General features: G+C 66.2%; 16 protein-coding genes. 9 read left to right on the forward strand and 7 right to left on the reverse strand.

The genetic code is table 11. From position 1 onward, the window contains the following. Positions 1–37: 37 nt before the first annotated feature. From H3H39_RS17470 to H3H39_RS17490, 5 genes are all read left to right on the forward strand, one after another. Positions 38–1,114 (forward strand): flagellar basal body P-ring protein FlgI, encoded by a 1,077-nt coding sequence (locus H3H39_RS17470; protein ID WP_311196939.1) that lies wholly within the window; start codon positions 38–40, stop codon positions 1,112–1,114. An 18-nt stretch (positions 1,115–1,132) separates the two neighbouring features. Continuing rightward, the gene (locus H3H39_RS17475; RefSeq protein WP_182154847.1) at positions 1,133–1,570 is read left to right on the forward strand and encodes a hypothetical protein; all 438 of its coding nucleotides are present in this window, start codon (positions 1,133–1,135) and stop codon (positions 1,568–1,570) included. 90 nt (positions 1,571–1,660) lie between these two features. Continuing rightward, positions 1,661–3,031, forward strand: coding sequence for a flagellar hook-associated protein FlgK (gene flgK, locus H3H39_RS17480; protein ID WP_182154849.1), 1,371 nt, complete (start codon positions 1,661–1,663; stop codon positions 3,029–3,031). A 10-nt stretch (positions 3,032–3,041) separates the two neighbouring features. After that, entirely contained in the window at positions 3,042–3,953 is a 912-nt protein-coding gene (flgL, locus tag H3H39_RS17485; RefSeq protein ID WP_182154851.1) for a flagellar hook-associated protein FlgL, read from the forward strand. Positions 3,954–3,958: 5 nt separating this feature from the next. Next, entirely contained in the window at positions 3,959–5,002 is a 1,044-nt protein-coding gene (locus tag H3H39_RS17490) for a hypothetical protein (RefSeq protein ID WP_182154853.1), read from the forward strand. Here the strand turns inward: H3H39_RS17490 and H3H39_RS17495 are convergent, their stop codons facing one another. Both H3H39_RS17495 and H3H39_RS17500 read right to left on the reverse strand, forming a co-directional pair. Next, on the reverse strand, positions 5,003–7,222 hold the full coding sequence (locus tag H3H39_RS17495; RefSeq protein ID WP_229218109.1) for a putative bifunctional diguanylate cyclase/phosphodiesterase: 2,220 nt from the start codon (positions 7,220–7,222) through the stop codon (positions 5,003–5,005). Positions 7,223–7,384: 162 nt separating this feature from the next. Next, entirely contained in the window at positions 7,385–7,804 is a 420-nt protein-coding gene (locus tag H3H39_RS17500; protein WP_182154855.1) for a hypothetical protein, read from the reverse strand. A gap of 108 nt (positions 7,805–7,912) precedes the next feature. Here H3H39_RS17500 and H3H39_RS17505 point away from each other — a divergent pair, with 108 nt between their 5' ends. Further along, positions 7,913–8,128, forward strand: coding sequence for a DUF3460 family protein (locus H3H39_RS17505; RefSeq protein WP_182154857.1), 216 nt, complete (start codon positions 7,913–7,915; stop codon positions 8,126–8,128). A 19-nt stretch (positions 8,129–8,147) separates the two neighbouring features. Here the strand turns inward: H3H39_RS17505 and H3H39_RS17510 are convergent, their stop codons facing one another. Next, a complete protein-coding gene (locus H3H39_RS17510; protein ID WP_375540441.1) occupies positions 8,148–8,885 on the reverse strand; it encodes a YcbK family protein in 738 nt (245 codons plus the stop codon). 198 nt (positions 8,886–9,083) lie between these two features. Between H3H39_RS17510 and H3H39_RS17515 the strand changes: the two genes are divergently transcribed. Together H3H39_RS17515 and H3H39_RS17520 are read left to right on the forward strand one after the other, a co-directional pair. Next, a complete protein-coding gene (locus tag H3H39_RS17515; RefSeq protein WP_182154859.1) occupies positions 9,084–9,740 on the forward strand; it encodes a response regulator in 657 nt (218 codons plus the stop codon). Continuing rightward, positions 9,740–11,353, forward strand: a complete 1,614-nt coding sequence (locus H3H39_RS17520; protein WP_182154861.1) for a cache domain-containing sensor histidine kinase — start codon at positions 9,740–9,742, stop codon at positions 11,351–11,353. The genes H3H39_RS17515 and H3H39_RS17520 overlap by 1 nt, the downstream gene beginning before the upstream one ends. Before the next feature lie 37 nt (positions 11,354–11,390). Here the strand turns inward: H3H39_RS17520 and H3H39_RS17525 are convergent, their stop codons facing one another. After that, complete coding sequence (locus H3H39_RS17525) at positions 11,391–11,912, reverse strand: GNAT family N-acetyltransferase (protein WP_182154863.1); 522 nt, start codon at positions 11,910–11,912, stop codon at positions 11,391–11,393. A 375-nt stretch (positions 11,913–12,287) separates the two neighbouring features. Between H3H39_RS17525 and H3H39_RS17530 the strand changes: the two genes are divergently transcribed. Continuing rightward, positions 12,288–13,157 (forward strand): serine hydrolase, encoded by an 870-nt coding sequence (locus H3H39_RS17530; RefSeq protein ID WP_182154865.1) that lies wholly within the window; start codon positions 12,288–12,290, stop codon positions 13,155–13,157. 367 nt (positions 13,158–13,524) lie between these two features. Here the strand turns inward: H3H39_RS17530 and recD are convergent, their stop codons facing one another. The 3 genes from recD to recC are packed head-to-tail and all read right to left on the reverse strand — an operon-like array spanning position 13,525 to position 22,548. After that, positions 13,525–15,492: an exodeoxyribonuclease V subunit alpha gene (gene recD / locus H3H39_RS17535; RefSeq protein WP_229218110.1), complete on the reverse strand. Its 1,968-nt coding sequence runs from the start codon at positions 15,490–15,492 to the stop codon at positions 13,525–13,527. Next, on the reverse strand, positions 15,464–19,129 hold the full coding sequence (gene recB / locus H3H39_RS17540) for an exodeoxyribonuclease V subunit beta (RefSeq protein WP_182154867.1): 3,666 nt from the start codon (positions 19,127–19,129) through the stop codon (positions 15,464–15,466). The genes recD and recB overlap by 29 nt, the downstream gene beginning before the upstream one ends. Next, the gene (recC, locus tag H3H39_RS17545; protein WP_182154868.1) at positions 19,126–22,548 is read right to left on the reverse strand and encodes an exodeoxyribonuclease V subunit gamma; all 3,423 of its coding nucleotides are present in this window, start codon (positions 22,546–22,548) and stop codon (positions 19,126–19,128) included. Before recC ends, recB begins: the two co-directional genes overlap by 4 nt. Between the last annotated feature and the right edge of the window lie 284 nt (positions 22,549–22,832).

Consider the following 22,832-nt stretch of genomic DNA (forward strand, 5'->3'; position numbering starts at 1 on the left):
TTCGCCCCGTTCCATTTTCTGTTTCCTGCTGTGCGCCATGCTGGGCGCCAGCGTCCCGGCCCACGCGGCCCAGACGGCCCAGGTGCTGCGCAACCTGGTCAGCATCGAAGGCATGCGCGACAACCCGCTGGTGGGCTATGGCCTGGTGGTGGGCTTGAACGGCAGCGGCGACTCGACCCAGGTCAAGTTCGCCAGCCAGTCCGTGATCAACATGCTCAAGCAGTTCGGTGTCAAGGTGCCCGACGGCACCGACGCGAAAAGCAAGAACGTCGCCACCGTGATGGTGAGCGCCGTGTTCCCGCCCGGTTACCGGCGCGGCCAGAATATCGATGTCACCGTGTCCTCGATGGGCGACGCCAAGAGCTTGCGCGGCGGCGCCCTGCTGCTCACGCCGCTGCGCGCGGCCGACAATGAAGTATATGCGCTGGCCCAGGGCAACCTGGTGGTGGGCGGCTTGAACGCCACCGGCAAGAGCGGCTCCTCGGTCACCGTCAACACCCCCACCTCGGGCCGCATCCCCAGCGGCGCCACCATCGAACGCGAGATCGGCACCGACTTCGCCACCAAGCCCACGGTGCGCCTGTCGCTGCGCCACCCGCAGTTCCAGACCGCCATCAACATCGTCGACACCATCAACAAGCGCTTCGGCGACATCGCCACCACCAGCGACGCCACCTCGATCGACGTGGTGGCGCCGGCCAATCCGACCCAGCGCGTGGCCTTCATGGCCAAGCTGGAAGCGCTGTCGATCGACGTCGGCGACGACGTGCCCAAGGTGGTGTTCAATTCCCGCACCGGCACGGTGGTGATCGCCGACGGCCTGCGGGTGCGCGCCGCCGCCGTCACCCACGGCTCGCTCAAGGTGGTGATCTCGGAAAGCTCCAAGGTCAGCCAGCCGAACGCCTTCAGCCAGGGCACCACCACCACCACCCCGCAGTCGCAGGTGTCGGTGGACCAGGGCTCGGGCCAGATGTTCAAGTGGCCGGCCGGCGCCAAACTGCAAGCCATCATCGATGTCATCAACAGCCTGGGCGCGTCGCCGGACGACATCATGGCCATCCTGCAGGCGCTGGACCAGGCCGGCGCCATCGAAGGCGAACTGGTCGTCATCTGACGTCATCCAAGGCACACCATGCAAACACCATTCGATCCCAGCCAGCTACGCCTGGGCACCGCCGACCAACTGGGTGACACGCCGGTGGCGCCCGCCGCCGGCGAAAGCGCGGCCGAGACGTCCTACCGCGCCAAGGCCACCGCGGCCGCCATCAAGTTCGAAAGCTTCTTCATCGGCCACATGCTGCACCAGATGCGGGAAGGCACGCGCGCCATGGCCGGCGAGGAAGGCGCGCACAAGGATTCCATCAACGGCGACATGCTGGACATGGCCGACAACCTGGTGGCCGACAAAATGGCCGGCCAACGGGCGTTCGGCATCGCCGACGCCATCCTGCGCCAGCTGCTGCCGCCGGCCCCCACCGTCACCGCCGCGGCCACGGCCAACGCGCCCGGGGCGGCCCAGGTGGCGTACGATGCACAAAATTCCCCCATTTCTCTTAATCGGCGGCAATAATTGGTCGCCCTGTAGCGTTAACGGACCCGGCACACCGGCCACGGCCAGTGGCCGGGATGCCCGGCCTCAACCAGGAAAGACCCTTGCCATATGAGCATCTCGTATAACGCACTGACCGGCGCGCTGGCGGCCCAATCGGCCCTCAACACGTCGAGCCAGAACATCGCCAACCTGCAGACCAAGGGCTACACGCGCCAAGGCGTGCTGTTGGCGGCCGTGCAGCCGGACGCGGGCAGCAAACTGCCCGGCAACGGCGTGCAAGTGTCGTCGCTGCTGCGTTTCAGCGATTCCTACAAGACCCAGCAGATGTGGCGCGCCAATTCCGACCTGGGCGCGCGCACCCAGGTCCAGCCCTACCTGACCCAGATGGAACGGGTGATGAACGATAAGCTGTCGAGCATCAGCGCCGGCGTTGACCAGTTCTTCAAGGCCCTCAACGCGGCCGGCGTCGATCCCACCTCCACCCCGCTGCGCCAGCAGGTGGTGACGGCGGCCGGCGCCATGTCGCAGCACTTCAACAGTATTTACAACGTGACGGCCAACCAGCTGATCTCGATCCAGCAGCAGCGCGACGCCATCCTGCCCCAGATTAACTCGACGCTGCAAGGCATCGCCGCGCTGAACAACCAGATCACGGCCGTCGGTGTACTGGGCACCAACACCTCGGCCCTGATCGACAAGCGCGACCAGCTGATCGACGGCCTGGCCAACCAGGTGGCGCTGGAAGTGAACGAAAACCCGGACGGCAGCCGCAGCGTGTCGCTCAAGAGCGGTCAGCCGCTGGTGGTGGGCAACATCGCCGGCAGCATGACGTTCGACACCAGCGCCGGTACGCCGGTGCTGACGCTGAACTTCGCCAACACCCCGTTCACGCTCGACGACACCAAGGTGGGTGGCCAGTTGGGCGGGCTGGGCGACTACATGACCAATACCCTCAAGCCCCTGCAGAAATCGATCGCCGATATGGCCAACCAGCTGTCGACCAAGGTCAACGCCCAGCTGGCCGGCGGCTTCGACGCCAACGGCAATCCGGGCGCCCCGCTGCTGGTGTACAACCCGGCCAGCGCCACCGGCCTGCTGGAGACCACGCCCGGCATCCAGGCCGCCGACCTGGCCTTCTCGAGCGACGGCATGCCCGGCGACAGCGGCAATTTGCAGCAACTGATCGACATCAAGAACCAGAGCGTCAACCTGACCTCGATCGGCACCGTGCTGCTGGGCGACGCCGATACCCAGCTGGTCGGCAAGCTGGGCATCGACAGCGCGCAGAACAAATCACTGCTCAACACCGCCACCACCATCCGCCAGCAGGCCGAGGACGACTGGAAGTCGACCAGCGGCGTCAATTCCGACGAGGAAGCGATCAACCTGGTGGAATACCAGAATATGTATCAGGCCAACATGAAGGTGATTTCCGTCGCCAACACGCTGTTCGACGCCACCTTGCACATGTTCGGTTAAGGAGCACACCATGCGCATCGCCACCAGCCAGTTCCAGGCCACCATGAACCGCGGCCTGCAATTCAACCAGGACAAATTGGCCCAGCTGACCGACCAGATGGCGTCGGGCGACAAGATCCAGCTGCCTTCGGACGACCCGGTCACCAATGTGCGGCTGTCGCGCCTGACGCGCGAGGAAGCCATCGTTGGCCAGTACCGCGACAACATCGGCGCCATCAAGATCCGGCTCGAGAAGAACGAGACCTACCTGAGCTCCATGACGGCCGACATCAACCAGGCCCAGGACTTGCTCGTCTGGGCCTCCGACGGCGGCAACGCGGCGGCCGACCTGGGCTCCATGGTCAATCCGCTGACCTCGCTGCGCGACAGCCTGTTCTACAACGCCAACACCAAGGACCAGGAAGGGCGCTACATCTTCTCGGGTACGTTGACCAACACCCAGGCCATCACCTACGATCCGGCCGCGGCCATCGGCTCGCGCTACACCTACACGGGCAACACCAACCAGCAGCAGGTGGTGGTGGGCAACGGCATCACCCAGGTGGCCAACGAGAACGTGTCCGGCCTGGAAGCGTTGCTCAACCAGCTAGACACTTCCATCGCCGAGCTGTCGGCGCCCGGCGTGACGCCGTCGACGCCCTCGCTCCGGGCGGCCCTGACCGCCAACCTGGATGGCACCAGCACCACGCTGGACCTGGTTTCCGGCAAGATCGCCGACCTGGGCGGCGCCCAGAACATCCTGAGCACGCTCGAGAACAACCATGCCAACGTCAGCCTGTCGAACCAGACCGCCATGACCACGCTGGGCCAGCTCGACTACGGCCAAGCCGCCACCGAACTCAATGGCTATAACCTGGCGCTGCAATCGTCCTACAAGGCTTACTCCAAAGTCAGCAACCTGTCGCTGTTCAACGTACTGTAACTCGTATGCAAATCGCTCAATCCTCCCCGCCCACCGCCATGCCCCCCGGCACTACCGGCGGCGCCGGTCCGGCCGATGGCACCGCGCTGGGGCTGGATGGCGAACGCGCGGCCACCGCCACCCCGGTCACGCCCACGCCCACCACGGCGCCGCCCTTGCGGCAAGGCATCAGCAACTGGAGCCAGCCGCTGCAGGGCGACATTTCCGGCGCCCAGCAGGCGCTGGAATTCCTGGAACAGAGCGCGGCCCAGCTGCGCGGCCTGAAATCGGAGCTGTCGGCCAAGCTGGCCGCCCACCAGGTGCGCGACGGCAGCATCGACGCGCGTGTACGCCAGTTCAGCAGCACCTGGCGCACCCGCCAGAGCGCCTCCGGCGGCACCCTCGACGCGCGCCTGGCCTATGGCCGCAAGCCCTTGCAACATTTTTCCGTCCGGGGCATGAGCTTGTCCCACTTGCGTAATGGCGGCAAGGAAGTGCTGGCCATCGCCGTCGGCGCCGGCACCCAGAGCCTGCGTTCGGTGAGCCTGGATGCGGGCTTGAGCGACGACGAGATCGCCCAGCGCTTCGACGACGCGCTGGCGCCGGCCGGGGTGCGGGTGGCCGTGGGCGACGATGGCAACCTGGACTTTTCCACCCCGGAGTCGGACTGGGCTGGCGTGCGCGACAATTTGTCGGTGCAAGGGGGCGGCATGCGCTTCCCCGGCGGCCAGCTCAACCGGATCAAGGCGGAACCGGAAACGCCCGCCATCGATCCCGATACGTGGCATACCTCGGACGCGGACGCGCTGCGCCAGACCCTGCAGCAAGTGGTGCAGGCGCTGGCCCAGGTGGAAGCGGCGATCGCCTCCGTCAACGGCGCGCTGACCCAGGCCGACGGCCAGGCGCAAGTGGCCGTGCCGGCCGGCGCGGACACGGCCGGCATGGGCCAGGTGGCGCAGAATTTCGTCTCCACCGCCAGCCAGCCCGGCTATCAGTCGCTGCTGTCGATCACCTCGGCCTTGGCCGGCATCAGCCGCGAGCGCGTCGTCTCGCTGCTGGGCCTGCGCTGATCAGGCCGGCGCCGCGGGCGGCAAGCCCCGTTCGGCCAGCGCCGTGAACTGCGGCGCCGGCAGCGCTTCCGCATACACATAACCTTGCGCGAAATCGCACTGGGCCTGCGCCAGCAGGTCACGCTGCACCAGCGTTTCCACCCCTTCCGCCACCACCCGCAAGCCCAGCTTGTGGGCCATCGCGATCACCGCCTCGCACAACGCCAGGTCGCCCGTATCGGCCGCCAGTTCACGCACGAAACTGTGGTCGAGCTTGAGGTAATCGATGTCGAAATGCTTGAGGTGGGCCAGCGAGGAATACCCGGTGCCGAAATCGTCCAGAGCCACCTGCAAGCCCATCTCGCGCAAGGCCCGCAGCCGCGCCACCACCTGGCTGGCACTGTCGAGCAGCACGCCCTCGCCGATTTCCAGCACGATGCTACGGGGCGGCAATGCCAGCGCCCGCACATAGTCTTGCCAGCCCTGGTACAAGGCCGCGTCGCCGCGCAACTGGCCTGGCGACAGGTTGACGCTGATCTGGAAGCCAGCCCCGAAGCGGGCCTGCCACTGGCGCGCCTGCGCGGCGGCCTGGCGAAACACCCAGTCACCGATATCGAGGATCAGGCCGTTCGATTCGGCCTGCGCCAGGAACTCGGCCGGGCCCAGCAGGCCGCGCTGGGGATGTTGCCAGCGTAGCAGCGCCTCGGCCCGCTCGATGGCGCCCGTGCGCAGGTTGACGATGGGCTGGTAGTGCAGCGCGAACTGGCCCTGCGCCTGGGCCAGCCGCAAGTCCTGGCCCAGACGCAGCCGGGCCTGGGCCGCCACTTGCAAATCCGGCGTGAAATAGCTGTAGCGGTTGCGCCCACCATGCTTGGCCGCGTACATGGCCTGGTCGGCGTGGCGCAACAAATCGTCCGGCTCGGCCGCGTCCGACGGGTACAGCGCGATGCCGACGCTGGCCGACACCCGGCCCTGCTGCTCGCCCAGCTGGAACGGCTGGTTCAAATTGGCCAGGATATTCTGGGCGATGCGCTCCACGCTCGACACGTGGTCCAACCCGGACAGGATGATGGTGAATTCGTCGCCGCCCAGCCGGGCCAGCGTGTCGGACGCGCGCACGCAGGTGCCGATGCGGCGCGCCGCCTCCACCAGCAGCGCGTCGCCCTGGGCGTGGCCCAGCGTGTCGTTGACTTGCTTGAAGCCATCGAGGTCGATGAACAGCAGGGCCAGGAACAAGCCTTCACGGCTGGCCTTCTTCATTTCCTGGCGCAGCCGGTCCTGGAACATATGGCGGTTGGGCAAGGCCGTCAAGGCGTCGAAATTGGCCTGGTGCCAGATCAGCTCGGACGTTTCGCGGCGCGCCGTGATATCGGTCACCAGCGCCAGCGCGCCCAGGTACTGGCCCTGCGGATCGAAGATGGGATTGGTGGCCAGCGTGGCCCACAGCTCGCTGCCATCCTTGCGCAGGAACTTGAATTCGTGGCGTTCGGCCACGCCGTCGCGGCGGCGCGCGATATTGCGTTCGAGGATGAGGCGGCCCTCCTCATCCATGAAATTCACCAGCGGCTGCTCGAGCATCTCCTCGATGGTGTAGCCGAGCATGGCAGCCATCTTGGGATTGACGAAACTGGTGCGGGCCTGGTCGTCGATCTCCCAGATCCCTTCCTCGGCCGTGTGGACGATGCGCCGGAAGCGTTCCTCGCTGCGTTCCAGCGCGGCCAGCTTGCCTTCGGCCAGCTCCAGCACCACCCGCAACGCCTGGCCGCCCAGGTCGGCGCTGGCGCGCAGCGTGGCGGGAAAGCCGTGCTGTTCGTGGGCGCGCAGCAATTGCAGGTCGCAGCGCTGGGGCTCGCTGCTGTTGACGGCCGCCTGCACGAAGCGGTCGAAATCGGCCACGAAACGGGGGCTGATAAAGTTGCGGAACTGCACACGGTCGGGATTCTGGCGCGGCACGCCGAGCAAGTCCGCGCCCACCAGGTTCATCTGCAGGATGGTGGTGTCCAGCCCCAATACGAAATAGCCGACCGGCGCCAGCAGATAGATATCGTTGAAATAAGCATGTTCCTGCTCCAGCCGCAACCGTGTCGGCGTCAAGCCCTCCTCGGCGCGGATCGACAGCGGTACGCTGGCGCCCTCGCCCAGTGGCACGCTCATGCCGGCCAGCGGCGCCAGCGCGGCGGCCGCCGTGTAGGGGCCGGGTGCCTGGGGCCAGCCGTTCGCCGCCTGCGATTTGTCGTCCATGATCCCCTTCCGCGCAGCGCGGGCGCAATGGCTAAGTCATGCAATTAGGACAATAAATTCCAGAAATTCAAGACTAACATCGAAGCCCGGCGATGTCGAGCATCCCGCGCAAGGTGCTAGTCATGGGCGCGACAGCGGCCCCGGTGGCGGCGGGCGAACGGATCAGTAGCCTTGGCCGTAATGGCGGCGGCGGCCGAACGGATGGCCCACCACCAGCCTGGAACTGGCGATCAGGCTGCTCAAGCCTATCATCAGCTGGATCAACTTATCGTCCGGCAGCACCCACAGTGCGCCGGCGGGCGCCTCGACCCGCGCCGCGGCCATGATCAACGGCGCCACCCAGGCCGCTTCCGGCGTCACATCCAGGATCACGGCGCCGTCCGGGCTGGTCTGCATATAGATCTCGCCCCCTTCGGCCAGCGTGAAGCACACGCCATAGCCGGTTTCGTGGCGGCCGATATGGTCCTGCATGCTGCGGTTGTGTTCCTCTATCCACAGCTCGACTTCGGCCGCGTTCTCCAGCGCCATCCACGGCACTGGTTTGAAGCGCGGCGGCGCGCCCTTGTCATTCTCATCCTGCATGGTATTCCTGTGTTCGGTTCATTGCCGCCAGTCTAACCGATGCCGAACGGCGGACGGGGCGAAAAAGGACTACGATGGTAGGCAGCGGACAGCTTAACGGAGGACGCTATGAAACACCGCCCCAGCTGGTACGGTCCCGGCGGCGCCGTCTACCAATCCGAATTCACCCGCTTCATCGACGGTTACCTGCACGACCATCCCGACGTGGTGCGCGACCAGCAACTGGGTTGGCGCGTCTGGTGGGAACGGCCCGTCAAACTGGATGAACTGGAAAAGGCCCAGCACGACAGCGTGCCGCTGCCGGCCTATTACTACACCACCTGAGGCGCGCCAAGGGGCCGGTTCAGCCCTTCCAAGTACGCTTGAGGCCGGTGTCCGCGTGGATCCAGCCACCGCGCGGGCCGGCGCGATAGTAGAAGCCCACCCCGCCCTGGCGGAAGCTGCGCACCAGGCCACCGAGCACTTCCGCGTTCAGGTTGGCGATGCGGATGTCGGCCGCCCGCCCTTCGATGTGCAGCGACTGGCGCGCGGCCGGCACGCCCGATTCGATCAGCTTGCGGTTGGAAGTCGCGGTACGGTAGCCGGACAGGATTTCCAGCGGTTGCTCGATGCCGTAGCGGGCCACGAACGCCTGCGTGCCCCACAGCGTTTCGAACAGCTTGGGATCGATGGGTGCCGTCTCCTTGCCATTCACATCGCGCATCAAATGGCACAGTTCCTGATAGGCCGAATCGATGATGTCGCCGTCCTTCCAGTACAGGATTTTGGCCCGTTCGCCGCTGGCTGGCCGCGTCACCTCGATCACGCGCGGCTTGAGCCAGAATTCCAGGTCCAGTGCCTGGGCATCGAAGATATCGGGCGGTGGGTCCAGTTCCGCCCGCGGGGCCGGCCCGCCGTCGAGCTGGGCTTGCTGCGTCGCTGGTCTGGCCGGTTTGGCGGCCGCCGCATGGGCGACCGGTTTCGCGCCAGCGGTGGCGGTATGCGTGGCGCTGCGTGCCGCACACCCGATCAGCGGCGTACCCAGGAAAGCGGTGGCCGTAAGACCCAATCCCTGCTGAAGAAAAGTTCTGCGCGTTACCATATTGCTGCCTATTAAAACAATGCGCTTACTATAACGTAGCGGGGGGAAATGGAAAACCTCCACACCACGCCATCGGCCAACTTTTTTGCCACGCCACGCTGTTGTCCGGCCCGCTGACAGTCGATATCAAAGTTGCAGTCAGGCAGCGCCATCAGCTACCATGCACTTATTGAGGACGCTTCACCGCCGCGGGACACGATGCAGACGACTATCGCCATCATTGAAGACAACCGGGATTTCCTGCGCCGCTACGCCGCCATGGTCGACGCCGCGCCCGATATGCGTCTGGTGGGCACGGCCGCCAACGGCCGCGACGGCTTGGCCATGCTGGAACGCGGCCGCGCCGACGTCTACCTGATCGACCTGGGCCTGCCCGACATCAGCGGGGTGGACGTGATCCGCCAGGCCGTGCGCCGCCATCCGGATTGCGACGCCGTGGTGATTTCCGTATTCGGCGACGACGCCCACATCCTGTCCAGCATCGAGGCGGGCGCCACCGGCTACCTGCTGAAGGACAGCACCGCAGCCGACATGCTCGACGGCATCCGCACCCTGCGCGACGGCGGCGCCCCCGTCAGTCCCGTGATCGCGCGCAAGATCCTGCAGCGCATGCAAGGCCGCGCGCCCGGCGCCAGCCGCACCCGCACCGACCCGCAAGCCCAGGGTTTGCTGACCGAGCGCGAAGAGGAAGTGCTGCGGGCGCTGGCCAAAGGGCTGACCTTCATCGAAATCGGCGAATTGCACGGAATCTCCCCCCATACCGTGGCGCGCCACGTCAAGAACATCTACAAGAAACTGGCCGTGCACTCGCGCGGCGAGGCCGTGTACGAAGCGACCGCGCTGGGCTTGCTGTAATGCCCCCCGCCAAACCGTCACGTCCGGCCCTGGTGCGCCAGGTGGTCGGCGTGGTGATCGCACTCAACCTGCTGATAGGCGCCATCCTGCTGCTGTTCCTGCAGCAAAGCTTTCGCCAGCAGCATGAGCATGCGGCGACCACGGCCCATAACCTGTCCTCCGTATTGAAGGAAAATATTTCTGCCACGATCAGGGAAATCGACGTGGCGCTCAATGGGGTGGCGCTCGATATCGCCCAGTTGCCCGATGCCGACGCGGCCGGCCCGCTGGCCGCCCTGTTACAGCGCCAGCTAGACCGCCAGCCGGCGCTGCGCCCTGTGCGCGTGTACGACGCGGTCGGTCGCCAGCGCTACGGCCCGCCGCTGGAAGCGGGCGCACGCGTCAGCGTGGCCGACCAGGATTATTTCCTCGCGCTGCGTGACAGCACCACGCCGGGCCTGGCGCTGAGCCGCCCGCTGCGCGATCCCGCCCTGCAACAGTGGTACGTGCTGTTCGCGCGCGCCCTGCGCAAGGCCGACGGCAGCTTCAACGGTATCGTCAGCACGGAAGCGCCGTTGCACCGCCTGGGCAACGCCTTCTCGCTGACCCAGGTGGGTCCGCGCGGCGCCATGACGCTGATGTCGTCGGACCAACTGGTCTATGCCCGCTACGCCAGGCTCAATGAAGACGACGCCATGATCGGCAAGGTGTTCCCCTCCCCCAAGTTGCGCGAATACGTGCGCACCGGGCATCGGCCCGACAGCTACCTGTTCTCCTCCCCTTACGATGGCATCGAACGGCTGATCTCACTGCAACGTGTGTTCGACCAGCCGCTGCTGCTACTGCCGCGCAATCTGTATTTCAGCGTGGGACTGGCGGCCGACGACTACCTGCAGAAGTGGCACGAGGAAGTGCTGCTGGCCACCCTATTGATGTTGATGTGCCTGCTCACCAGCAGTGGCGGGGCCTGGGCCTTGCTGCGCTTCTGGCAAGAGCGTGTCGCCAACCAGGAACAACTGCGCACATTCGAACGCGAACACGCTGCCAACGAAGAACGGCTGCGGATCATGCAGGACTTGCACGACGGCGTGGGCTCGACGCTGGTATCGACCTTGGTGCTGGTTCAAAACGGCACCGCCGATACGGCCCAGACGGTGGCCATGCTGCAGGAATGCCTGGACGACATGCGACTGGCGATCGACACGCTGTCGCCGGACGAACCCGATCTGCTGCCCGTGCTGGGCAACTTCCGCTTCCGCATGGAAGCGCGATTCAAGGGAGTGGGATTGCCGCTGCGCTGGACCAATCACAACCTGCCTGAGCAGCTGCATATCGCGCCGCACGATGGCCTGCAAGTGCTGCGCATCCTGCAGGAAGCCCTGGCCAATGCCCTGCGCCATGCCCGCGCGCGCCAGGTCACGGTTGACCTGCACTTTACGCCGGCCCAGTTTTCGGCCCGGATACGCGATGATGGCTGTGGATTCGACCCGGAAGCGGCCAGCCATGGACATGGTCTGGGCAATATGCGGCTGCGCGCGCAGCGCATCGGCGCCACGCTGGCCGTCTATACGCTGCGGCCCGGTACGGCCGTGGACCTGACGGTTCCGTTGCCGCCGCCGCCCACCAGCGATTAGCGACTGGCGACTGGCGACTGGCGACTGGCGCACAATACTAGTTATTATTGCAATTACAGAAGCGCTTGCGTCCAGCGTTCGGCGCGCCCTCACCCAGCTGCTTCCAGAAAAAGATGGTTTCCACACCATACGGTGAACGCACCTTTCCCGAGTGGATATAGCCCTGGCTGGCAAAAAAGCCTTCCCCCGTGGCGGTGCTGTGCAATTGCAAGGCCTTGACGCCCCAACTGCAGGCCTGTTGCTCCACGCGAGCCAGCAAAGCCTTGCCGGCGCCCTTGCTGCGCGCCTCCGGTAACAGATAGCACAGCGCCAGCTTGCCCGCCGCCGTCAGCAGGGCCACGCCGATCACGACACCATCTTCCACCGCCACCAGCGAAAAATTGGTGGGCGAGCTGAACCAGCTCGCCACCATTTGCGGGGTCTTGTTGCCCAGCCAGGCATCCAGTATGGCTGGATCGTTCTGATGATCCAGGACACAACATTCAGCGATGGAACGTCGCAGGACATTGCATGCTGCAAATGCATCTGTCGAAGCAGCAATACGAATTTCAAGACTCATGTACGCTCACAAAATATTTCAATAGCAAAGTGAAGAGTGCCAGTGGCGCTTCGCTGTGCATGCAGCGACTATACACCAAGCGTGGAAAGCCGTTGCGGCAGCCCCCCGCCGGCCTGGACGGCCGGGTCCGAGCCGGGCGGAATTCTACACCAGCGCTCACTTTTCCATCCGGCCAAGGCCGTGGCGTGCATGCGTGCGGCACAACAATCGCACAAACTATCCGCAACTACCGGGCCGGATGGCCCAAGTCCGATAGACGAGAAACCACTTTGATGTTATTGTTTATCCTCAGGAAAATATTGCCGCATTGCCAGAAATATTGTGCGACGCACCGCAGCCCGCGGTCCGATAGACCCCCTTTCCTCCTAAAACCACATGCTCAAGAAAATAGTTGCTGTAGTACTGAGTTCGTTTGCTGTCGCTGCATGCGCAGTACCGCTCGGTTCGCAGTCCGTGCTGGTGGTCGAAAACGACACCGGTAAAGTACTGCTCGAAAAGAACGCCAACGTTCAAGTCCCCATCGCCTCGCTCACCAAATTGATGACGGCGATGGTGGTGCTGGACTCCAAACCTGACATGGACGCCATGATCAGCATCGACAAGACGGACGTCGACACCCTCAAGCACAGCACTTCGCGCGTGCCGGTGGGCGCCGAGATCGCCCGCCGCGACGTACTGCAATTGGCGCTGATGTCGTCCGACAACCGCGCCGCCGCCTCGCTGGCCCGCACCTACCCTGGTGGCCCGACCGCGTTTGCCGCCGCCGTCAAGAACAAGATCCGCGCGCTGGGCCTGACCCAGACCGTGATCGAGGAACCGACCGGCCTGTCGCCCAACAACCGCTCCACCGCCGCCGACCTGGTCAAGATGGCCTCGGCCGCCGCCAACTACCCGGAAATCCGCCGCATCACCACCGACGCCAAGGATGTCATCAACATCAAGGGCCGCAACGTGGAATACCACAACACCAACCGCCTGGTGGGTGCCAAGGGCTGGGATATCGGCATGTCCAAGACCGGCTACACGGAGGAAGCGGGCCGCTGCCTGATCATGCGCATCAAGTCGGCCGGCAAGAACGCCACCGTGGTGCTGTTGAACGCCAAGGCCAGTTCCGCCCGCTTGATGGACGCCCTCAACATCCGCCGCTTCATCGCCGGTCCGGAAGAAGAAGCCAAAGTGATGGCCGCTTCCAGCACCCGCCACAAGAAACACGGCCATACCAGTGGCCACCGCCGCCGCGCCTGACCGGCCCGCACGCACCAGCAGCACCCCGAAACCGGGCCCATGTGGCCCGGTTTTTTATTGCCCGAGAATTGGGGACGACACCTATTTCGCAGAACGGAGGTAACACATTCGCCTAATGTGTTACCTCCCCAATTCCTTGGGAAGTTTCTCCGCGCACAACTCCAAACACCGCCACGCTCGCTGCGGCACCGCTGTCCGGATACGCCCCACATGCCCGATTCATGCCAGAAATTGATCTTTACACGCCAATAATTGGCATAACATGGCCGTATTCGCCCGGGAAAGCGAAAAAAATCCCGCGTCACCATCGGCGTACGCGGGATGAGCACCGCCGCGCGTGGCGGCAGGCATGGCCGGGTCTGGCGGCCTAGTTGTCTAGAAGACCGCGCAGTCCCGAGGCCCGCTGGGTACGCTGGCTGATCGCTTCCTGCAGCAACTGGGGACTGGGCGACACCAGCGTGAAGTAACTGCGGGCGCGGGTGATACCGGTGTAGACCAGTTCACGCGCGAGTGCGCCGCCACCGTCGCGTGGCAAGGCCAGCACCGTGTGGTTGAATTCAGAACCTTGTGATTTATGCACCGTCATGGCGAACGCCGTTTCCACGTTGCGCAAGCGGGTGGCCAGCACGCTGCGCACCTTCTCGCCTTCCAGGAAATACACGCGCAAGGCGCCGGGGCGGGCCGGGTCGGCCAGCGTCAGCCCGATGTCGCCGTTGAACACGCCGGTGCCGTAATCGTTGCGCGTGACCATGACGGGACGGCCCACATACCATTCGCCACGGCGCCGTATCAGCCCGGCCGCTTCCAGCTTGTGTTCGATCACTTCATTCAATCCCGCAACGCCCCACTCGCCTTCGCGCACGGCGCACAGGATGCGGAACGCTTCGAATTCCTTGAGCACGGATGCCACCCAGTCGTCATGCGCGGCCCCGTCCGGCGCGCCGGCCCGGATCAGCCTGAGGTAGCCCTGATAGCCACCGCCCACGCCGGGCCGTCCCGCCAGGGCCAGTTGCACCACGTCCGATTGCTGGGCCGGTTCCACCCACGCCACCGTGCCATCGGTGGTGCCGCGCAACACTTCCTGGGCTTGCAGGCTGTCGCCGGCGTTGACGGCCAGCGCCAGCGCGCCGATGGGGCCACCGAAGCGCCGGCTTTGGCGCAACATCACGGTTTGTTGTGCGATCGGGCCACCGTGACCGCGGAAGTGGGCAGGAATGTCCTGCCCGGTCGCGGCCGCCACGTAGGCCAGCGTGGCATCGTCGTAACCACCCGTCTCGGCCCGGTGGCACAGGTCGCCCAGCACCGCGCCTGCCTCCACGGAGGCCAGCTGGTCCTTGTCGCCCAGCAGGATCAGACGCGCGTGCGGCGGCAAGGCGGCCAGCAGCGAGGCCATCATTTCCAGGTGGATCATGGATGCTTCGTCCACGATCAGCACATCAACTTCCAGCGGATTGCCCGCATGATGCTGGAACGCGCGCGTGTCGGGCCGCGCGCCGAGCAGGCTGTGCAGGGTGCGCGCCGCGCCCATGCGGGCCGCCAGGTCGCGCAGCGGCAGCGCCGGCCCCACCTTGGCGGCCAGCACGTCCAACGCCTGGTCGATCGATTGCTTGAGGCGGGCTGCCGCCTTGCCCGTGGGCGCGGCCATGGCGATGCGCATGCCAGCCTGGCGCTGGCCCTCGGTGGCGAACAGCAGCGCCAGCAGCCGGGCCACCGTGTAAGTCTTGCCGGTGCCGGGGCCGCCCGTGATGATGCCGAGCTGCCCCCGCAGCGCGACGGCGCAGGCGATCTTTTGCCAATCGGCCCCGCCTTCGCGCGGCGCATGGTCGAACAGCACGTCCAGCCAGCGCCGCACATCCGCCACGTCGGGCGCCCGCGCAGTCAGCGCGCGGCTGCGCACGGCATGCGCGACCTGGGTTTCGTCGCGCCAGTAACGGCGCAGGTAGAGCCGCTCGCCGTCCAGCACCAGCGGCTGTTGGCGATCCGTGTCGCCCACCGACCACACCTGACCGGACCCGGCCAGTACCGCGCGCCAGGCGGTGGCGCTTTGCGGCCACTCGCCCACGGCATCGCGCAGCGGTTGCCACTGTTCCTCTGTCCACCCCATCAGGACGGCCGGTGTGGCGGCCAGGTCGGCCAGCAGCAAACAGCTATGGCCGCTTCCTTCGAGCTCCGACAACAGGGCACAGGCCGCCATCAATTGCGGCGAACTGCTGCCAACGGAGCCGATAAAGCGCGCAAATGCACCGCTCAGGCGCCGCAACTGGCCCGTTTCCGTGAGCCCGTCCAGCACGGCGAACAGGGCCGGTTCATGCATCATGGTCATATTCGAGCTCATTCGTTTCGTTCAGCAAGTGATCCAGTCCATCCAGCAGGGCCGGCTCCGGCGCCAGCAGGTAACAGCCGTGGGTTTGCGGATGCGCAATGCCACGCAGGAACAGGAAGATGGCGCCGCCCAGATGCTGGGCCGGGTCATACGCCTCGCCCAGGCGGCTTTGCAACAGCCGATGCAACGCCAGCATATAAATAGCGCCCTGGATGTCGTAACGGTGTTCGGCCATGCCGGCCGCCAGCGCCTGGCGATGGTAGGCGGCGTCCCCCGCGCCCAAGGCATTGGACTTGTAATCCATGACCCAGTACCGATTTTCATGTTCGAATACCAAATCGGTAAAACCTTTCAACATGCCGTGCAGTTGCCGCTCCGGCAAGGCCGGGCGCGGCATGCCGTCCAGCAAATGCGTGCGGCACAGACGGTCCAGCGCGCCGGAGCTGAGGCGCTCGCTGGGGAACCAGAATTCCATTTCGGGCAAGGCGGTGGCGATGCGGCACAGCGGTGCGCCCAGTTGCGGCAAGGCCGTGCCGGCGATGGTGCGCAACCATGCCACCGTATCGTCCAGCCGGTGACTCCAGCCGGCCCGCTCCACCCGCCGCGCCAGCGCCGTCTCGAAATAGTCGCGCTCGACGATGTCAAATCCTTCCTGCCCCATCCATTCCAACTGTTCGTGCAGGAAATTGCCGGGCACGGAACCGCGCGGGAAGCGGTGCCACGGCGCATCCTCGGTACGGACAATGGCGGGACTGTCTTCCGACTCCAGCAATTTTTCCTGCAAGGCATGACGCGGCACCGGCGCACCGGCCGGGCTCGTGCGCCGCGCCAGCGAACTGAAACTGCCCACCGACCAGTCGCGCTCGAAACGGCCCGTGTAGGGCGCCGTCTCCAGCAACGGCGGACGCTGTTCCACCCGGTTCAAGGCCGTGAATTGCCGGTCCGCTTCCAGCGCGCGCACGACGATGGCGGCGCAGTCGCCGCGCAGGTGCTGCCACCGTTCCAGCAGCAGATCGGCCGGCAAGCGCTCACCGCCCGTCAGCAGATAACCGAGCGCCGATTCGTGCAAAGTATTCTCGCCCGCCTTGCGCGCGGCCAGCGCGGCCACGCCCAGCCACAGCGTGTGCCGGGCGCGGGTCAGCGCCACATACAGCAGCCGCAAATCCTCCTCGATGCGGGCGCGCTCCACCGCTTCCAGCGCATCATCCGTCAAGGCCAGGTCGATCTGGCGCTGGCCGGCGGCGTCCGTGAATTCAAAGAAGCTGCGGTTGCGCCGCTCCACCCTGCGCGCCGTGACGGCAAACGGCAGGTACACCAGCGGATATTCCAGCCCCTTCGATTTGTGGACGGTGACCACCTTGACCAGTTCCGCATCGCTTTCCAGCCGCAGCACCCGTTCGTCGCCGCCGTCCGTGCCGCCGTCGATCTGTTCGGCCAGCCAGCGGATCAGCGCCTGCTCGCCATCCAGTTGGCGGCTGGCCGATTGCAGCAACTCGGCCAGATGCAGCAGATTGGTCAAGCGCCGCTCGCCACCGGCCTGCGCCAGCAACGCGGCCGGCAACCCCAGTTCGTGGATGAAGCGGCGCAGCATGGCCAGCACGCCCTGGCGCTGCCACACGATGTGCAGCGCCTTGAGCTGTTCCACCCGCTCCTCCCACGCCAGTTCGTCCGATGTGAGCCGGGCCAGTTCCGCCAGTGGCAGCCCGGCCGTGCGGGTGGCGAAGGCGGCGCGGGCCAGCGCACCGTCGAGCGGATTGGCCAGCGCCGACAGCCAGCGCAGCACGTCGGCCGCCTCGTCGCTGTCGATCACGGAATCCTTGTCGGACAGGTAGACGCTGGCCACGTTACGCCGTTGCAGCGCGCGCCGGATGGCCGCCGCCTCCTTGCGGTCGCGCACCAGCACGGCGATGTCGGCCGGCTGCAGGCGCTGGAATCCCTGCGGTCCATCAAAGCCGGCCCCCTCGTCGTTCAACTGGGCCACGATATGTTCGGCGCAGTGATGGGCGAAGAAGTCCAGATAGCCTTCCTTGCGCATGTCCGGCATGGCCGTGCAGCACACGGCCATGGCCGGCACTTCGCCTTCCATGTTGACCAGCCGTTCCGCGCGCCCGCGCGCGCCCACGGCCTCGAACGGCAGCGGATTGACGCCATCTTTGCGGAAGCGGAACGCGCCGCGCGGAAAGCCCGTGCCCACGCCATTGCCTTCCGCGTGCAGGAACAATCGGTTGACGGCATCGACCACGCCGGCCGTGGAGCGGAAGTTGGTGCCCAACTGGTAGTGGCGGCCCGTGGTGGCCAGCCGCGCAGACAGGTAGCTGTGGATGTCGGCGCCCCGGAAGCCGTAGATCGACTGTTTGGGATCGCCGATCAGGAACAGGCCGAGACGGCGGTCATTGTCGGCCACACGGTACAGCAGGTTGAAGATTTCATATTGGTTGGGCGCCGTGTCCTGGAACTCGTCCACCATCGCCACCGGGTACTGTTCCGTGATGCGCCGGCGCAGCGCCTCCGCGTTCTCGCCTTGCAGCGCCGCGTTCAAGCGGTCCAGCATGTCGGCGAAACCGAACTGGCGGTTGCGCCGCTTCAGTTCCGCCATGCGCCGCGCCACGCTGGCCGCCGCGTGCAAATACAACGCGTGCGACAGCGGCGCGATGGCGGCCAGCGCCTGCTGCAACGGCGCCGTGGCGTCGAAATCATCAGGAATGTCGGCCACATAGTCCTTGGAGAAGGCGTCCGCGATGCCATCAGGCGTGAGGCGCTTCCAGCCCGCGTCCGAAAGGTCGGGCATATGCTGCTGAGGCGCCGCGGCCCACGCGCGCAGGCCGTCGAACCAGGCCACCAGCGAATTGGCCCGCATCTTGTTCCCATTGAAGCACTTGGGACTGGCCTCGCGCTGGGCCACGATCCACTGTTCCATGCGGTTGGCGCGCGCGTGCCAATCCTGCTTGAGCGCCGCCAGCGTGGCCTGCTGCTCGCGCAGCTTGCGCGCGATCAGCGCGGCCAGCGCTTCCCTGCCCTCATCGCCAGCGATGTCGGCCCGCTTGACCAGCTCGCGCACGGACTTCTTGAGCGTTTCCACATCGCCCCAGCAGCCCAGCAGCGCTTCCAGGCCATGCGCGTCGAGCGGATAGACTTGCTGGCGCCAGTAGTCGTGGGCCGCGTCGTCGAACAGGGTCTGCTCGTCGCTCACCAGTTCCTCGTCGAACAGGCTGCCGCTGTCGAAGGCGTGCTCGCGCAGCATGCGCTGGCACCAGGCGTCGATAGTGAAGATGGCCGCTTCGTCCATCGTTTCCGCCGCCAGCATCAGGCGGTGCGCAGCCTGCTGGCGCGCTGTGTGGTCGGGATACGAGTCGAGCAGCGCGTCGAGATAGTCATCGCGCTGGCCCGACTGGCCACGGAAGTAGGCGGCCGCCTCCACCAGCCGTTCGCGCACCCGGTTCGACAGCTCGCGCGTGGCCGCGCGCGTGAAGGTCATCACGAGGATATCGGCCGGCAGCAGCGGACGGACAAAGCCATCCTCGCCGCCGTGGCCCAGCACCAGCCGCAGATACAGGGCGGCGATGGTCCACGTCTTGCCGGTGCCGGCGCTGGCCTCGATCAGGCGCGAGCCGTGCAGGGGAAAAGTCAAAGGTGCCAGCAATTGCGTCATGCGTGTTCCCCGTCGTCCGTGATCGGTTCGACCGTGATGTGATCCTTGAGCCAGTCGGCCAGCGGGCCATACAGGGCCTGGGCGCAGTCGGCCCACAATTCCTCCGCCGACAGCGCGGCGAAGTCCGGCCACAGGCGCGCCAGGCACAGGTCCGCATTCTCGCCGTCGACGTCGAAGCCGCCGTCATACACGGCACGCGGATCGCCACCCTGGGCCAGCGCCAGCGCCGTCTTGCAGGCCGTGGGCAGCGGACGGTGCATGCCATCGCGCCAGATGCTGACCAGATCGTGCAGAGTCCGCAGCGCCGCGCCCTGCTCCAGCGGCGCCATGATAACGATGGCATCGCGCGCCACCAGGTAGCCGCTGACGGGCATGCCGGCCGCCGCCGCCGCCAACTGGCGCAGCCACATGGGGATCAACTTGTCGCCGCGCGGCTGGCGCGCCTTGTCCGTCACCTTGGACGACATCTGCGTGAGCCACACGGTATCGCTGCCATTGCTGCGCAAGTGATCCAGCCAATCATCCAGCGGCACGCCGGACAGTTCCAGGCTCACCGCCAGCTTGGGCGCGGCTTGCGGATAATGCTGGCGCAGCGTGAGCCAGGCGCAGCGCACCGGCACCAGCGCATCCACCAGCTGGCGCTGCCACTGCTGGCCGATCAGGCCGATCGGCAGCACGCCCTCGCGCGCCAGCCGTTCGGCGCGCACGGTCAGATGCTCGCACACTTGCTCCAACTGTTCGGCGTCGGCGCCGTCATCATCCAGCATCACGTCTTCGAGCAGATAGCGTTCCAGCGCGTTGAGCGAGAATGGTTCCTCGTCCTCGCCCACCAGCGCCGCATCGCCGAAGATCACGCCCAGGCGCTGGCGGAAGAAGTAGCGCACCGGCTGGCGCATGAAGCTGGCCAGCGCCGACAACTTGAGCCGGTATTTGTCGTCGATCTCGAACGGCGGCAGCTCGGCCACCTCCTGTTGCGCGGTGCTGTCGGCGTGGGCGGCGCGCCATTCGCCGGCGTAGGTGAGCAAGCCGCCAGCCTCGAAATAGCGGCGGCTGAACGGCTGCAGCGCGTGCTCCGTGGTGCGCGCGTGCAGGTCCAGGCCCCAGCCGTTGACCAGGTAGTCGCGCAGTTGCGACACCAGCACCGACGGCGGCTGCTCGCTGTTGTCGCGCACATTGCGCCCGACCCAGCTCACATACAGCTTGTCGCGCGCGGCCAGCAAGGCTTCCAGCATCAGATAGCGGTCGTCGTCGCGGCGCGAACGGTCGCCAGGACGGGCCATGCCCGGCTGCGCCAGCAAGTCGAAATCGGCCTTGGGCGCGCGGCGCGGGAAGTCGCCATCGTTCATGCCCAACAGGCAGACCACGCGGAACGGCACGGCGCGCATCGGCATCAGCGTGCAGAAGGTTACGCCGCCGGACACGAACTGGTGGTCCAAAGTCGGCTCGTCCAGCGCGCCCAGCCACGCTTCGCGCAGCACGGCCAGCGGCACGGCTTCATTGAAACCGGCCGCCTCGCAGGTGGTGAGCCAGTGATTGAGCGTGTCGCTGAGCTGAGCCAGTGTGAGGCGGTCGTTCTCCTCGGCGCCGTCGAAGAAAGTGGCCAGCAAGGCGCGCGCCTGCACGCCCCAATCGGACGGGGAGCGGGACTGGGCCAGCAGCGCGCGCCAGTGCAGCAGCGCCTCCACCAACTGGGCCAGCGAGCCGGCCAGCGCGGCATCGAGGCCGCCCACTTCCGCATACGGTTCAATGCCGGCGAAACTGGCGCCGTCGCCGCTCGCATAACCAAGCAGCATGCGCCGCACGCCAAAGATCCAGGCATTCTGTTCACCGGCCGAACCCAGGCCCAGGCCATCGCGGTGGGTCTGGTCCAGGCCCCAGCGCACACCGGCCCCTTCGATCCACAGGCCCAGCGTGGGCAAATCTTCCGCGCTCAGGCCGAAGCGCTGGGCCAGTGCCGGCACGTCCAGCAGGTCGCGCACTTCGCTCTGGCGGCAGCGCTGCTGGGGCAAGCGCAGCAGCCACTCCAGCGCCACCAGCAGCGGATTGACGCTGCGGTCCTTGACGTCGGCGATTTCGAACGGAATGTAGCGCGGGTCGCTGCGCTTGTGCTGGGCGAACACGGCGTGGATGGCGGCCGAACAGGTATCGATATCGGGCACCATCACCACCACGTCGCGTGGGCGCAGGGGCGTGTCGCCACCGGCAGCGAACATGGACAACAGCTGATCGTGCAGCACTTCCACTTCGCGCTGGACGCTGTGGGCGATGTGGAATTCGATTGAGCGGTCCGTGTCCGGCGGCGCGCGGTGCGGATGCTCGGACAGCGGCAGCAAGTCGCGCACGGCAGCCTGCACCTGGCCCAGCAAAGTAGCGGCCTCGCCATCGCTGAACAGGTCGACCCGCAGCGGCGCGCTGCCATCCTCGCCCTGCGCCTCGGCGGCGGCCGCCGCTTCCGCGTCGAATTCATCCAGCATGCGGATGAAATCGCGGCCCTGGCGCCCCCAACTGGCCAGCAGCGGATGGCTGTGCGCGTGCAGCTCCTCCAGCGGGATCTGCCCCAGGTCCTGGCCATTGCGCAGTTGCTGGCGGCGGTGCGCGGCGCGCAGCAGGTCGCGCCCGTCGATGATATCGCCCCAATAGAACTGGCACGGATTGGGCACGGCCAGCAGCACCTGCGTGTGGCGCGCCAGCGAAGCCAGTGCCTGCAAGCTCTGGTACGGCAGCGCCGACACGCCGAACAGCACGATGCGGCGCGGCAGGCGGCCGGCCGGCGCCACGCCAGCGGCGATGGTGCGCACGAATTCCGTATGCACGGTGGCGCGGCCCAGGCCCCGCTCCTCCGGTGCCACGTCCGCCATCACGGCCCGCCACAACTGGCCTTGCCAGCACTGGTCGGGCGGCAGCGGCACCGTTTCACCGCGCGCGCTGCGCAACTGATCCCGTCCGGCGGCCCAGTCCTCCAGCCAGTCGGCGCGGTACACCTGATATTGGTCGAACAGGTCGGCCAGCCGTTCGGCCAATTGCAGCCGGCGCTCGGCCTCGCCGTCGGCCAGGAAATGGCGCAGCGGCGTGAAGACGGCTTGGTTCAGCAGCGTGGGCAGCAAGCGCATCAAGCGCCAGGTGAGCGGGCCTTTATCGAAGGCCGACAGGGCCGGCACCCGTTCGCGCCCCAGCATGCCGCGGTAGGTGTCCCACAGGAAGCGGGCCGGCAGCGCCACGCGGGTGGCCGCGCACACGCCCAACTCCTCGGCCAGCGCGATCTTGAGCCACTCGGCCACACCGTTCGACTGCACCAGGAAAATGTCCTGCTCCAGCGGCCCCAGCGGATGGTTGCGCAGCCACTGGAACACGGCCGCGCGCAGCTGTTCCATCTGGTTGCCGTGCAGGATCAGCAGGCCGGGGGTGATGCTCGAATGCATGGGGCTCCGTTTGGTGGCGCGCCGGAATGGCGCCATGCGCATTATCGCCGCTGGCGCGCTGGTGCGCAGCCCCCTGGGCGATAGATTGACGTCAATTTTTCGATTCGGTGTCAGGTCTGTCATTCGGACACCAAGACAATACCCTTGCGATCTATCAAACGACCTCGAAATCGCATGTGGTAAAAAGCCGAAGCTACTTTAGATCATCGAAAAAACGTCCCAGGATGAGAAAAATCAAAGATAGGCGGCGACTGTCCGATTGACAGACCTGACACTGAATTGCT

Source organism: Rugamonas apoptosis, from assembly GCF_014042355.1.
In the GTDB taxonomy this organism is placed as follows: Bacteria; Pseudomonadota; Gammaproteobacteria; order Burkholderiales; family Burkholderiaceae_D; genus Rugamonas; species Rugamonas apoptosis.

Bases quoted from the DNA above. Each gene is read 5' to 3' on its own strand.
- H3H39_RS17470 (WP_311196939.1), top strand. From the start codon at position 38: ATGCTGGGCGCCAGCGTCCCGGCCCACGCGGCCCAGACGGCCCAGGTG.
- H3H39_RS17475 (WP_182154847.1), top strand. From the start codon at position 1,133: ATGCAAACACCATTCGATCCCAGCCAGCTACGCCTGGGCACCGCCGAC.
- flgK (WP_182154849.1), top strand. From the start codon at position 1,661: ATGAGCATCTCGTATAACGCACTGACCGGCGCGCTGGCGGCCCAATCG.
- flgL (WP_182154851.1), top strand. From the start codon at position 3,042: ATGCGCATCGCCACCAGCCAGTTCCAGGCCACCATGAACCGCGGCCTG.
- H3H39_RS17490 (WP_182154853.1), top strand. From the start codon at position 3,959: ATGCAAATCGCTCAATCCTCCCCGCCCACCGCCATGCCCCCCGGCACT.
- H3H39_RS17495 (WP_229218109.1), bottom strand. From the start codon at position 7,222: ATGGACGACAAATCGCAGGCGGCGAACGGCTGGCCCCAGGCACCCGGC.
- H3H39_RS17500 (WP_182154855.1), bottom strand. From the start codon at position 7,804: ATGCAGGATGAGAATGACAAGGGCGCGCCGCCGCGCTTCAAACCAGTG.
- H3H39_RS17505 (WP_182154857.1), top strand. From the start codon at position 7,913: ATGAAACACCGCCCCAGCTGGTACGGTCCCGGCGGCGCCGTCTACCAA.
- H3H39_RS17510 (WP_375540441.1), bottom strand. From the start codon at position 8,885: ATGGTAACGCGCAGAACTTTTCTTCAGCAGGGATTGGGTCTTACGGCC.
- H3H39_RS17515 (WP_182154859.1), top strand. From the start codon at position 9,084: ATGCAGACGACTATCGCCATCATTGAAGACAACCGGGATTTCCTGCGC.
- H3H39_RS17520 (WP_182154861.1), top strand. From the start codon at position 9,740: ATGCCCCCCGCCAAACCGTCACGTCCGGCCCTGGTGCGCCAGGTGGTC.
- H3H39_RS17525 (WP_182154863.1), bottom strand. From the start codon at position 11,912: ATGAGTCTTGAAATTCGTATTGCTGCTTCGACAGATGCATTTGCAGCA.
- H3H39_RS17530 (WP_182154865.1), top strand. From the start codon at position 12,288: ATGCTCAAGAAAATAGTTGCTGTAGTACTGAGTTCGTTTGCTGTCGCT.
- recD (WP_229218110.1), bottom strand. From the start codon at position 15,492: ATGAGCTCGAATATGACCATGATGCATGAACCGGCCCTGTTCGCCGTG.
- recB (WP_182154867.1), bottom strand. From the start codon at position 19,129: ATGACGCAATTGCTGGCACCTTTGACTTTTCCCCTGCACGGCTCGCGC.
- recC (WP_182154868.1), bottom strand. From the start codon at position 22,548: ATGCATTCGAGCATCACCCCCGGCCTGCTGATCCTGCACGGCAACCAG.